This is a genomic window from Paenibacillus sp. RRE4 (assembly GCF_031844205.1).
Taxonomy (GTDB): Bacteria; Bacillota; Bacilli; order Paenibacillales; family Paenibacillaceae; genus Paenibacillus; species Paenibacillus xylanexedens_B.
In genome coordinates, this window is the sequence record NZ_JAUZUT010000002.1 from 255,352 (window position 1) to 269,053 (window position 13,702).

Below are 13,702 nucleotides of genomic sequence, written 5' to 3' on the forward strand. Positions count from 1 at the left end.
AGACTATTGAAAGAAAGATGTAGAACCAAACTGAAGACAGATCTCCGATGAAAATGAGGATGAACGCTGAAACGATAAGTCCAATATTTTCTTTGTTGTGTTTCTTGAATTTGTACTTAAATAATCTAAATGTTAGTAACAGAATAATGAAAACAATTATTGTGTATATGATTGTTATTAACAAATGGTTAACCTCCCTTCTAATAATATAACAACAAGAGAGGCATATAAGTTTCATATGCCTCTCTTATTGTATTAAATAATTTTAAAAATTAGAAACGTAATTATAAGCTTTACCTATGTCAGTTTTGCAAGAATTGAATTTCGCAATTACCACTCCTGCTGCCGCTGCAGCAGCACCACCGGATGCGATGGCACCAACAATGGTTGCCCAAGTAAGACCCAGTGTACCACTAGCTATAAGAAACGAACCGATAGCATAAACGTAGTCATCCTGGTTACTTTTAAAAGAGTCAATGGAACTCTTAGCAGAATTGAACAAACTATGAGTACGTGGAATGGATTTTTGGACATTTGAACCTGCTGGACCCATGTAATAATTTGGTTTAAATGCGTCAAATTTAACATCACTATATGTTCCAAAAGAATAATTTTTCAAATCACTAGTACTATAGTAGTGGGACATAGCTGGTATTCCGCCCGTATCAACAGCAAAAGGCGTAATAGTTGAGTTATCGGACACAGGAGCTATTGGCGCATCAGCTACAGCAGTATCAATTACAAGTTCTCCATCCTTAAAAACTTTCGTATCTTCAATAGTGTAAGTATCAGTTTTAGTGCCGTCAGCAAAAGTCTCTTGGTACTCTGGAATAGCTGCATACTCTGGTTGCAAGTCATAGTTATTATGCTCAGTATAAGTAAAAGTAGTGTCTTTACCTTCAGTAACAATCTTGATATCTGTTACTGTTTTAACGGTACCGATAAGGTTACCATCAGATGAAAAAAGAGCTTTTTCGTTTTCTGTTGAAGACACGGTAACTTTAGGTTCCGTATCCAAGTTGGCACCGCTAGCAAAACCTGTACTAGCAACACCGAATATTAAAGATACAGATAAAATCATACTTACAATTTTCTTCAAAAAAATCCCTCATATTAGGTAATATATATATAATAATACAATTAAATTAAATATACAACCTAAAATATGTATGTTTATTCCATGTAAAAATAAAGAAAAGATAGTCTTAATTTCATTTACATACTTCAATATCTAACTTTTACTGAAAACCATGCTTGATATCTGCATTTAAGAGGTATACAAATTGCTTTAACCCGTGAATATCATCTATATGTAGAACCATAACAAAGAAAATCAATATGTTGTATTCGATTGCTGATTATGCGAGAAAACACCTTATACCGAAATTGAATAATACTTCCAGCAGGATAAGTATTAACTCAGAAATTTCTTATCTCTGTTTAATAATTGATTTGCCGATCAATTATCAAACAAATATCTCCCTAAAACGTATGTTTTTTACTGTTAAAATATATTTATTTGAAAATATATACAATCTTTGTAATCATCATATCTAATTCTCCGGTAATATTGCAACTAACAGCTTACAAGAATTCACGGATTATTCCCCACCATTTACGTATAAAAAAAAGCTAAAAAACCCGCTCACACAAATTAATGTGCAAACGGGCATTTCATTGGTGTATTCCCTGCCTGTGACTGTTTGGCTTCATCGGACGCATGCTCCCGGTCGTTTTGACGATCCGGGTTCTCATGTTGCTTATGGTGTTGCTCACTGATACCGACATCTGAGGCAACAGCCATCCCATCTTGAAACCTGTATGCAGGGGCCTGATGAAAAAAGTTCGGCTTCACAATCTCATTCCGATAGGAACTGTGAAAAATATGAGTAGTGGCTGGGGACACTGGTGGAATCAGCCACACCCAGTCTCCGGTCAGCTCGCGTCCAGCCTTCTCTTCCCGCTGTTCAAACAGAGCAAACTGTGATGCAGCCGTATGGTGGTCCACGATACTCACTCCTGCCTTCTTGAATGAATGCAGAACAGCGACATTCAGCTCCACTAATGCGCGATCCTTCCATAATGTCGTTTCACTCGACGTGTTCAATCCCAGTGCAGCAGCTACAGCGGGCAACTTGTTATATCGGAATGTATCGGCAAAGTTTCGCGCTCCGATCTCCGTTTCCATATACCAACCGTTAAACGGCGCAGCCGGGTAGTTAATGCCTCCGATCTCGACCCGCATATCCGCAATCATTGGCACACCGTACCAACGCAGGCCGAGTTCAGCAATCTCCACTCGCTCCGGGTGCTCAATCTGCACTTCGATGATCTCCTGCTCTGGTATTACATACCACTCTGGGGCCTGTCCTTGAGCTTGAATAATGATCGGCAACACATCATAATCGCCTCCAGCTCCCTGCCAGCCGAGGGAATTGGCGGCTTTGGTCAGTTCAATGGAAGCAGGATCACCCACAATGCCTTGCGCTGTCTCATATCCAGCATAACGGATCAACTGATGATTCCAGATTCGGATCGGTGTTCCATCCGGGCCAGCTGGTGGCAAGAGGGTAATCGTCGGAATGATCTTGCCTCCGTTTGAAGCGTTATGGATATGATCCAGCACAGCCTGCGCAGCCGCTCCTGCGGTATCCGCATGGCGTGCATCCACGATCCGTAACTTATCCCAAAACAGCCGCCCGATACAGCGGTTGCTGTTCCGCCAAGCCATTTTGCAGCCATGCTCCAGTTCCTCGGCAGTATGGGTATAGGTTCCTGTTTTGTCCATCTCCTGCTTAATGGCAATAAGCCGGGCCTCTGCGTCTTCACGCGTATGGCCCAGCTCTTCGTAACTTGTATATATAAACCGTTCGGCTTCTTCCTGCAATCGTTCCAGGTCTGTCCGCATTTTCATTCCACCATTCTGTACATCTTGGATGCCATTATTATACGGGAAGCACACCGGATTTGTAAGCGAACGGGACGTTTGTTCACGGACTCTACATATCGTTGTCAGGACACAGGTTGGCCTAGATTATTTGCCCAAAAATGCGTTTAACATCCAGATCTCTTTATCCAGCGCAGCGGTGAATCCGATCATCATGTCTTCAGTCGCATTGTCTTCAACTTCCCCTGCTTCATGAATGCCTTGGCGAATCACATGCAGCATCGCATTCAGATCGTCAACAACATGATCAACCATCTCTTCGGCAGACAGTTGTCCCTGCGCCTCAGTAATTGGGGATAGACGCAGTTGTTCTGCGATCGTTGCTACAGGACGACCACCAATGGTCAGAAGGCGCTCAGCAACCTCGTCCATATTCGCTGTAGCCAGGTTGTACAATTCCTCAAATTTGGCGTGAAGTGTGAAGAAGTGTGGTCCTTTGACATACCAATGGAAGTTATGCAACTTTGTGTAAAGGACAGACCAACCTGCGATCTGACGGTTCAAGACCTCTTGAAGTTTAGCTGTGTTTGTTACAGCAGTGTTTGGATTAGTTTGGATTGTACTCATGGAATTTATCCCCTTTCGAATGTCTCAATTTAGTTTGTTTGGATTATGATTTGTTTGGAATCGCTTCGTTATTCTCCGTTTTTAATTTAGACTTAATCTAAATCTTGTTTTAATTATAACACTGACTATATACTTTGAAAAGAGCTTTGGCCTCTCTTCCAAATGAAGATTCCATGAAGCTCTGCTTCATGATGAACTTATGACTGCTTCCACTATGAACAAGGTTGTCATGTAGTTATACCGCCAACCTTATCGACCTTCAGTGAACATTCTCACACGTCTGAGTGAGAATAAAAAACAGCCCTTCATCTGCAATCACAGATGACAGGGCTGAATGCGTTGTTACAACATGATGATGATTCAATTCTAGAAATGCTTCGATTCTCCGTGTTCCCCCCTATGAACGAACCTGTTCAAACGTAAGAAGATGACTGATTTCCTCGTAGTTCCGTGCTATAAAATGAGGTTGATGATCTGATTCGGGCGATGCCTCACGGTGATTAAACCAGATGATATTCCAGCCTGCGTCTACCGCTCCGGCAACATCGTTGCGCCACGAATCACCAACATAGTAACTATGATCCGCTGTTGTTCCTGTCTGCTTGTTCACATGCTCGAACAGTCTGCCGTCCGGTTTCGCATAACCGACTTCACCAGAAATAAAGACCAGAGGCTCTTCCACCAGGCCGAACACATCCAACGCTTCTAACTTACGCCGCTGATGCTGACCTTCTCCATTCGTAATCAGCCCCACCGTATGTCCCTCCGCTAGAAGTCTGCGAATCAGATCATAGGCTCCTTGGAAGGGAGTAATCTCAAACTGTCTGCTCAGATACCTTCGTTGCAGTTCTTGCGCTTGTCCAGGCTGCAGTTCGATCCCAAAATCAGCCATCGTCAGCTCGAATCTACGGCATCTCATACGCTCTACTGCATCCGGTTCGGGAACCGCAGACAGGTCTTCCTGTGCAGACAGCCAGTCGCTGTAATAGCGAAATCGATGATACGCCAGCGCATAATCAAACGATTCCGGCAATCCGAGCACTTCTTCTAAAGCACCTCGAAGCGGCTGTAAGTGATCATATAAGGTATCATCTACATCGAAAAATATGGCTTTAGTTGTAATATTGCTCTCCATCATGGATACTTCCCCCTGCTTCTGATCTGCTCTCAATTCAAGCTGTTCTCTATTACTACTATATATGTAGTGGAGAGGTCCGTCCAAACCTCACTTAGATGCTTTTACGTAAAAATGCCCCCTACTTACCACCAATCGTGGCGAAGAGAGAGCATTATGTTAATTAAATCTCTAGAGACGCCCTGAGAAGGCTTTTTGATCGACATCATCAGATTTAATGTACATTATCAGAATCAGCTGGCTTCACTGTCAGTATTCAAACCGATGTACTCGACGTGCTTCTCGCTGAGCGTTTCTCGGTGCGAACCAGACTAAAGACCAGATAGAGCAATACCACCATTTGCGGCACAAAGGTCTCCCATGTAGGATACATGCCAAGCCAGCTTAGGGCAGGCAACTCATGTGCCACATGCGCAGGAAGCGCGGCCGATACCTGCAAGGCGTGAATACTCTCGCCCAGAAAACGAAAGACCAGATAATAGATCAATAGCGTAGCCGTGAGGAAAAACCAGCGCACCGGCAGACGCACACTGAACTGAATAATCGCTATGGCCAGAATAACCAGGATCACCAAAGCTATGCCCACCCCGATGAACAACTGGGATAACTGAATGGAAGGAGCCATGCCGATGTAAAAAATAGTGGTTTCCGCACCTTCTCTTAATATGGCAAGCCCAGCGACAGCAAACAAAGACCATAAACTTCCGCGTGCAAGCGCTCCTCCTACCTGACGTTCTACATAACTGTTCCATGAGCGGGCGTTTGATTTGTTGTGCATCCATTGTCCAACGGTTAACATCAGAACAACTGCCGCAAGACCGGTATACCCTTCAATCATCTCGCGTGTACTGCCCGAAGACGCCGTTGCCAGCACCAGTGTTAGCACTACAGCCATCGCTACACTCAAGAGCAAGCCGCTACCCGCACCAGCCCAAATCCATCGCCGCGCAGCAGCTTGTCCGCTTTTCTTGGCGTAGGCCAGCAAAGCAGCCAGTACCAGAATAGCCTCCAGTCCTTCACGAAGAAGAATTAAGGCCGCATCCCATGCAGTATACGACGTTGTTTCCGTTATAGGTTCCAACCGCTCTATCATCTGGGATACCACCACTGTTGCTTTCGATGTATTCGGGGGACTGGAGACCAGATAGCCGGATGCTTCCGTCATCTCGTTCTCGATCGCGGTATACGATGCAGGCGAAGAGATCTGCACTTGTCCCTCGACGGAAGGCCAAACAACAATAAACTGTTCCATGCCGGTAACCGCTCCGGAGCTGTCCCCGGCCTGAATCTGCTGCTGCACCTGTTTCAGCAATTGCAACAGATCAGCCAGCGATGAAGAACCAGAACCAGCGTTGACTGCTTGTTTATCCAGTTCTCCATCCTTGAGTGTACCCATGCTGTAATCCGTCAGCAGCGTCACCATTTCGTTCATTTGCTGGATGGCCTGTGTTTCCTTGCGCGGGTCAGCTTGCATGGCAATCCGAATCAGACTCATTTGTTTCTCCAACTGACTGTATACGCCAAAATGATCCTTGCGAATCGGTGCTTCCGTGCCTTTCCAGGCAGTAACGATTCGTTTATACGTACGCTCTGCCAGTGGCCAGTCTCCGTTTTGCATGGCGACAAGACTGCTGCGGGAATCCGGAAGTAAACGTGTTGCCGCCTTCCGGCCTGCGTCACTGCCACCTTCTCCACTTTGGAAGGCTTCTACGTATGCATTGACTGCTCTTGCAAGGTCTGCCAGTGCACTTTTGGCTGCGTCGGCATCGCTACCCTTCAATACATCCTGAACCTTGGTGAGTGCATCGTTAACGGTAGTAGTTAAACCGGCGACCTGCTCTGCATTTTGCTCCGGCTTCAGTTGTCCGGCCTGTTGCCATAACACCTGAAACTCGGATACATCCCGAATGGCATCTTCCAGCTTGCCTTGGCCTGCTTCTACCAGCGCGCTTCCTACCGAAGGAAGCAGGGCATCCAGCTGATCCATTGTTGCGTTTTCCTTTTGTACAGCAGACGCAGCTGTAATTGACACATAAGAAGCATCTCTAGAAGCATAAGCAGTATCCTCGAAGGCATGGACGCGTTCACCAAAAACATAATCAACATGTTTGAACTGGCCCCCACCCATCCATGAAAAAGAATAGATGAGGCCAACGAGTAAAGATAATGTAATTCGTATAGGGAATGTAATGCGTAGCAATCTCATATCGTTTTGCCCCTTAATCCGTGACCATTTGGATGTGGATTTCGATGTAAACTCAACAGCATTAGAACAATGTCTCCCCGATATATCCGCCCTGTTTGCACCCGGGAAAACAGGCAAAGACGGCACTGCCCACATGTACTGTATATTCATTCAGTTTGTCACTCTTCGCCAGCCGTGTCTGGATCGGGATAAACTGCTTGTCCAGATCCCGCTGGTAGCTGATAAACAGCAAGCCTGCGTCGAGCTGGCCTGTTTTGGCATCGAGGCCGCTCGAATAGGAGTACGAGCGGCGCAAGATCTGTTGACTCCCGTCTCCCTTGGCTAGCCGCAGATGCGATGTTGTCGGGATTAAGGGCTGTCCATCGGTGGATTTGGCCTGCAGATCCACCGGGTCGAATTCTCCACGGCTGCCGATCGGCGCGCCGCTGTCACGGTGGCGACCAAACGTCGCCTCCTGATCCTTCAAGGTGGAGCGGTCCCAGACCTCCACACGCATGCGCACCCGGCGGACTGCCATGTAGCTGCCGCCGGCCATCCACCCCGGACCGTCACTAGGCTGCGCCCAGACGGTCTGGTCCATGAGAACGGCATCCGTAGTATCCGGATTGCCGGTGCCGTCTTTGAAGCCGAGCAGATTGCGCGGTGTTCCACCCGCGGGGTCAGCTCGGCCTGTGCGCTGGAAGCCCTCCTGGGTCCAGCGCAGCACCGCATGCCCTCGCGCAATACGCGCGAGGTTGCGGATCGCATGGAAGGCGACCTGCATATCGTCTGCGCAGACTTGCACGCACAGGTCGCCACCACACCACTTCGGGTCCAGCGCATCCCCGGCAAATGCCGGCAGGTCACGCAGTCCCCGCGGCTTCGGGCCCTTCAAGCCGAAGCGCCCGTCAAACAAAGACGGCCCCACACCAAACGTCAACGTGGTACGTGACGGTGTCAGGCCTGCCGCCTCCCCCGTATCGGTGGGCGGCGTATTCAGCGTGGTGTTGTGCTCGCCGATCATCTGTCCGGAAGCCATGGCAGCCGAGGCTACCGTCCAGTCCCGGAACAGACGGCGAAGCTCTTCCACGCTGCCTGCGGTAACGTCAAACGCCGCAAAGCAGATAAAATCCTGCGCGGGCGTAATAATACCTGCCTGATGCTTGCCATAGAAAGGCAAGCCCTTATCAGCCGCCGCAGGTTCTACAGCGGCGACAGAAGAGCCTTTATGGCCCAGCGCCATCAGCCCGCCTGCGCCGCCCCCGCCAATAAGCAGACCAAGCCCGGCTACGCCGGTCAGCTTCAGCATCTCACGCCGTGACAACGGCTTTTTCAGCGAATCCTGCTTGTTCTCCGTCATTGTTCTATACTCCCAGTACCTGTCCCATATTGGACAGCGGCTCCGCGAGCGCATCAAGATTCTGGCTTAGCTTGCGCACGTCCTCATCCTTCAACTTCTTGTAAGAAACGTACCCGTCACCTTCCTTGAACGGAGCCAGTTCCTTCTCCAGCGCATCGAATCGATCCGCAATCTGCTGGTTCAACGCTTTGTCCTTGGATGCCAGATCATCCTTCAGCAAGTTGTAAATCTCGCGTGCTCCTTCTACATTTGCCGCGAAATCATACAGATCCGTATGCGAATACCGTTCCTCTTCCCCGGTCACCTTGCTGGAAGATACCTCGTTCAGCAGTTCGACCGCGCCCGTAACCATCAGACTTGCATCAATATCCATCGTTTCCACTTTAGCCCGTAGCAGCTTCGCATCACTGAGCAGTGTGTCTGCATATTCGCTCATGCCATCGGTTGTTTTGTCTGCCCATAATGCTTTCTCAATCCGGTGAAAACCACGCCAGTCTGCAGCCTCAACGTCACCATCACGCGCATCAATGTTAGGGTCCAGATCACCTAGCGCCTCCGCTACCGGTTCAATCCGTTCATAATACATACGTGCCGGGGCATAGAGCGACTTGGCCTTCTCCAAGTCTCCCGCCTTCACCGCCTCTGTGAACTTCTCGGTTTCCTTCACAAACGCATCAATCTGCTCTACGGCAAACGTACGATATCCCTCTACCGCAACAGAGTAATCTGCAACGGTTGGCTCTTGGCCTCCCTTGCTCGTATCCTGAGATGCTGTTTGAGCTTCACTCGTTACGGTCGGCTTCTCAGATGCCTTGTTCAAAGCCGCTCCATCATTGCCACACGCTGCAAGCAAAACCGAAGTCACCATCACGACAGCTGGCAAAGTCACACTTTTTCTCATTCTCAACACGAACACTCCCCTATGAACGCAGTAATTAGGCAACAAACCCTTAAAACAATCCTTTACCGATACAGGAACGTCGAGCAGACATACAAATATCGCTCTTGACTCCCCAGCTTTTAATTGATAATGATTATCAATTTCGATAATGACATCATAATTCCGCCCCATCTTTATGTCAATATGAAAATAAGACAGTTGAACTTCCTGTTTCATAAGGTTGATTTTGGGTATTTAATTCTGCGATCCATAGACAAAGTTCGTCATAGAACGTTAAAATGAGACACAATGTTAACTTGTTCCATAATTTAAGAAATTGGAGGCTTATGAACATGAAATGCCAAGTATGTAATCATGAAAATGGAGATGCCCAGTTTTGCGAGAAGTGCGGCTCTAACCTGACGGGAACCCATGCTTCTTCTGATGCTGTGGATTCCGTAACACGCACAGATTCAGCTTCCGCTGACTCGGAATACACGCATTGGTCCAGCAACAAGGAATCTGCTTCTCACCAACCAGAACCTACACGCTCTTCTTCGGCTTCACCTGTACCATCGCTTGTGAAAGAAACAGCAACAGTACATTCCAATAACAATGATGCTTCTGATCACGATACTAACCAAGGTGGCGCAGGAAATCAGTGGAACAACTTCGTTCAGAATGAGAAAGTACAGCAAGCCAAAGAAGTAAGCAAACAATACCTGACCTATTTCCTCAGCGTACTGGCTCGTCCGTATCAATCGATGAAAACCGTCGGCGAACAGCATGCCCTGAACGGGTGGCTAACGATGGCATTGTTTGCTGTTTTGACCTCTACATATGTTCTGATCACATTTGGCCGCCTCGGTGCGGAAGGCATATTTATTAGCGGATTTTTGCGCCCGCTCCTGTTTTCAGCTATTATTCTGGTTGCTGCTGTTGCGCTCATCTATGGTGTACTTAAGCTGGAACGAATTACGTTCCGTCCGAAAATTCTGATTGCCCAGTTCGGAACTTTACTAGTCCCTGCAATCGCGACGCTTCTGCTCGCTAACTTGATGATTGTGATCTCCTACTCGTTTGCAATCTCGCTACTGGTGCTGTCGTATATTATGGTTTTTGTTGCGATGAATACGGTGCTGTTCCAGCATCCGCTCAATCGGACCAAAGCTGCCATTGACAGCACGTACAGCGTGTTGATTGTGAATGCTGTATTGTTTTACTTGATGTATCGTTTGTTATTTTCGACTATAGCTGGTTTATTGAGCCCGTTATTCTCGCCGTTTGGACGCTTGTAAATTCGTTTCTTCTACTTAAAATTGCTGAAATGGTGACTTCCTCCGATTGTGGGGGGAGTCTTTTTCATTTGCCAAAGCAACATTGCGCGGATCATATTCCATACACTATAATGTGTAGTGTAAAAAATATGTTTGTATTTACTTATATGAGCCAGCATTTAGATGAAGTAACTTTGCTCTATTGAAGCAGGTATAGCAGACTTTAAGATAAAGCAAATCGTTTATGTGGTCTTGAGTAAGAAAAGAAGAAGTTTACTTACTTATATTTGCTTACTTATAGCCTTGCATCGATTGCTGCTTGCTCTACTGTTTTTCTTTGTTTCTTGCTTGGTTTTTAATGTTTATTAGCTTGTCTGTATGTTTTCTTTATGTTGCTTCACCTTTAACACTACAATATGTAGTGTAACTATTCATTATTTGTTGACGAAAGCGGAGGAATTCGAATGGACATGACCCACATGGATCATATGCAAATGGAACAACAAACAGGCACCTCATATCTGGGGCTGATCATTGGAGCCGCTGTGCTACTACTTTCGATTGCCGCCTATATCTGGGCATCACGTACACGTGGGAAAATTGTTAGTCATATGAAAAAGAACGAACGAGCAACCATTCAGAAGAAAAGCCGCTCCCTTCGGCTTACGGCTCATGTGCTGATCGCTGTATCGATCGTATCATTTGGATTCTTCTTCCTTCAGGGTGCGGGAAAGACTTACGATGTAGCTGACCTCCCGAACAATGCAACAATCGATGTGACGGATGACAAATATTATGGAGCCACCCACACCGAAGAGCCGATCCAGTATGAAATGAAAATACCGACATCAGGTCCACATAATCCACATGATATCCATTTTGGCTTTTATACTGACTTCCCGGGGTATCCTTATCTGGTTCACAACATGGAGCATGGAGACATCATCATCTATTATCGTGAAAATGCCAGTGATGAGCTGAAGGAAGATCTCCAATATCTCGCAAAATTTCGCCAAGCCGGGTCAGGCATTCTCGCCGTACCCAACAAGGATATTCCTGACGACAGCGAGGTCGTTGTGACCGCCTGGACCAAAACGATGAAACTGGACAAGTTTGATGATGCCAAGGTAGGTACGTTTATCCATCGTTACATCAATCAGGGGCCTGAGAAGATCCCGCCATCCATTCGCCAAGGCGGCGGAACAATGTAGCTTAGCAAATTGAAATGTAACGATCTCCAGAAACCTTATCTCCTGAAAAAGAAGTGCTTAAGCTCGAAGAACGATCCTTTGGTGCAAAATAAGGTCTTTCAGGAATCGTTACATTTTCTACTGTTTAAAAAGAAGCAATTAGCGTTACTCAGGATGATTAGACCCCACAGACCCCACAACTGAACGCAGTAGGAACACAACGACTTAAATCACTAGCTTTAACCCTCCCAATTCCTAATCCTTTTCCAATGTTATGCCGATAAATGGAAGTAGAAATGTATACATAACATATACGCTCACAAGGGGGAGCAATTGGAACGATGAATAGTTTGTTTATGCGAATTTTTTTGTTTTTTTCCTGTTTGATGCTGGCCGCGGGGGCCATTTTGGGCATCACGATGTATCAGGCGTCTGCTCAATTGGTTGAACAATCGATGGGGATGCAGGCACAGGCTGTAGCTGAACGGGCAGCCGCTTTGATTGATACGACACTGTATGCTCCACTCAGCACGGGGCAGGACAAAACGGCGTATTACGATACGCTGCGCGCACAACTTAGCCAGTTGCGTGAAGCCAACGGACTCAAATATTTGTACACACTTGGCACACGCGAGGAAAGTGGAAAGGTTGCGTATTATTACGTGGTAGACGGGGCCGCGCCGGATGTAGCCGAGGATGATTTTTCCCCGTACGGTACAACGGAGGAAACACTTTACGATGGCATGCTTCAAGCCTTTTCAGAAGACACATCCGTTCGCGGAGAGCTTACTCGGGATGAAGATTACGGGGCTACGATTACCGCTTATGTACCGATTCATGGATCGGATGGCAAGATGTTAGGCATTGTAGGCGCAGATCTGGACTCTACCGCCGTCTATGAACTCATGTCGAGCAACCGCATCACGATGGTTTGGACAGCACTGGCGATTGTATTGCTCAGTGTGTTGCTGGTGTATATTTTCGCACGTTATCTGACAAGGCCACTGGTGAAGCTGAAACAGCTCATTACCGAAGTTGGAAAAGGGGACCTCACCGTCAATGTGGAGCTTGGACGCAAAGACGAAATTGGCCAGCTCGCTTCCGAGTTCAAACACCTGGTCATGGATACCCGGCAAGTCATGACGGGCATTCGCCAAAGCTCGGATTCCTTGCTTCACGCCGCAGAAGGTGTATCCCGGCATTCCCAGGCAACGGCCGAGGCCAGTCAGCGCATTGCCGAGCACACGAACCATACTGCACAGGGGGCTTCCGAACAGGTGGTACGCGCTGGAGAAGTCACTGTAGCCATGGAAGAAATCACACGTAGCATGCAGCACATTGCTCATTCTTCTTCCAGAGTTGCCGACGTATCACAACAGACAACGAACGATGCCATTCAAGGACAGGCGAAGCTGGATACAGCCATCCGTAGCATGGACGGGATTCATCGGGCCAACGTACAGATGGCCGCATCGACGACCCAGCTTACGGATTACTCCAGCCAGATTGAATCGGTAGCCCAATTGATGAAAAATATTGCCTCACAGACAAATCTGCTCGCACTCAATGCCAGTATCGAAGCAGCCCGTGCAGGTGAACACGGCAATGGTTTCGCCGTAGTTGCTTCCGAGGTCCGCAAGCTTGCAGGAGAATCCGAGCAATCTTCACAACATGTAGCCGAGTTAATTGCCGAGATGACACGTCAGACCTCTTTGCTTGCAGAACATATGTCGGCAAGCACTACGGCGGTACAATCCGGTCTGACCGTTGTGCAAGAGGCAGGTCAATCGTTCTCCTCCATTCATGGCGGCATTGAAACGATCAACGAGCGCCTGCATGAAGTGTCCGCAGCTTCTGAACAGCTGTCAGCAAGCTCAGAGGAAGTGTCGGCATCCATTGAAAACATGGAACACATCTCGCGAGAATCCTCATCCAGCATCCAGAAGGTATCGCAGGCTGCCGAAACGCAGCTACAATCCATGGGTGAGATCAGTGCTTCCGCAGAGTCACTACGTGTTTTATCCAGCGAGCTGAATGGCCTGATCAGCCGCTTTAAGATCTAGTTCGTTGCCCACTTGCTCCATACCAAAAAGCCGCATGGCAGTGATCCACATCATCGGGATTCTTCCCGATCATCGGAACACAGCCTGCGGCTTTCTTT

General features: G+C 47.5%; 10 protein-coding genes. 3 read left to right on the top strand and 7 right to left on the bottom strand.

Annotated features, from left to right (window positions below; translation table 11 throughout):
- Positions 1 to 265: 265 nt before the first annotated feature.
- From Q9R46_RS18185 to efeO, 7 genes are all read right to left on the bottom strand, one after another.
- Positions 266 to 1,099: a hypothetical protein gene (locus tag Q9R46_RS18185; protein WP_154890241.1), complete on the bottom strand. Its 834-nt coding sequence runs from the start codon at positions 1,097 to 1,099 to the stop codon at positions 266 to 268.
- A gap of 555 nt (positions 1,100 to 1,654) precedes the next feature.
- Entirely contained in the window at positions 1,655 to 2,908 is a 1,254-nt protein-coding gene (locus Q9R46_RS18190) for a nitric oxide synthase oxygenase (protein ID WP_397386388.1), read from the bottom strand.
- 126 nt (positions 2,909 to 3,034) lie between these two features.
- Entirely contained in the window at positions 3,035 to 3,514 is a 480-nt protein-coding gene (locus Q9R46_RS18195) for a Dps family protein (protein WP_311281197.1), read from the bottom strand.
- 397 nt (positions 3,515 to 3,911) lie between these two features.
- A complete protein-coding gene (locus tag Q9R46_RS18200; protein ID WP_397386390.1) occupies positions 3,912 to 4,649 on the bottom strand; it encodes an HAD family hydrolase in 738 nt (245 codons plus the stop codon).
- Positions 4,650 to 4,905: 256 nt separating this feature from the next.
- Positions 4,906 to 6,855, bottom strand: coding sequence for an FTR1 family iron permease (locus Q9R46_RS18205; protein WP_311281199.1), 1,950 nt, complete (start codon positions 6,853 to 6,855; stop codon positions 4,906 to 4,908).
- Positions 6,856 to 6,916: 61 nt separating this feature from the next.
- Positions 6,917 to 8,194, bottom strand: coding sequence for an iron uptake transporter deferrochelatase/peroxidase subunit (gene efeB / locus Q9R46_RS18210; protein WP_311281200.1), 1,278 nt, complete (start codon positions 8,192 to 8,194; stop codon positions 6,917 to 6,919).
- 4 nt (positions 8,195 to 8,198) lie between these two features.
- The gene (gene efeO, locus Q9R46_RS18215) at positions 8,199 to 9,095 is read right to left on the bottom strand and encodes an iron uptake system protein EfeO (RefSeq protein ID WP_311281284.1); all 897 of its coding nucleotides are present in this window, start codon (positions 9,093 to 9,095) and stop codon (positions 8,199 to 8,201) included.
- A 332-nt stretch (positions 9,096 to 9,427) separates the two neighbouring features.
- Between efeO and Q9R46_RS18220 the strand changes: the two genes are divergently transcribed.
- The 3 genes from Q9R46_RS18220 (at position 9,428) to Q9R46_RS18230 (ending at position 13,604) form a co-directional block, all read left to right on the top strand.
- The gene (locus Q9R46_RS18220) at positions 9,428 to 10,372 is read left to right on the top strand and encodes a zinc ribbon domain-containing protein (RefSeq protein WP_311281201.1); all 945 of its coding nucleotides are present in this window, start codon (positions 9,428 to 9,430) and stop codon (positions 10,370 to 10,372) included.
- Positions 10,373 to 10,815: 443 nt separating this feature from the next.
- Positions 10,816 to 11,562: a DUF3105 domain-containing protein gene (locus tag Q9R46_RS18225; protein WP_311281202.1), complete on the top strand. Its 747-nt coding sequence runs from the start codon at positions 10,816 to 10,818 to the stop codon at positions 11,560 to 11,562.
- A gap of 320 nt (positions 11,563 to 11,882) precedes the next feature.
- A complete protein-coding gene (locus tag Q9R46_RS18230) occupies positions 11,883 to 13,604 on the top strand; it encodes a methyl-accepting chemotaxis protein (protein WP_311281203.1) in 1,722 nt (573 codons plus the stop codon).
- Positions 13,605 to 13,702 lie beyond the last annotated feature (98 nt).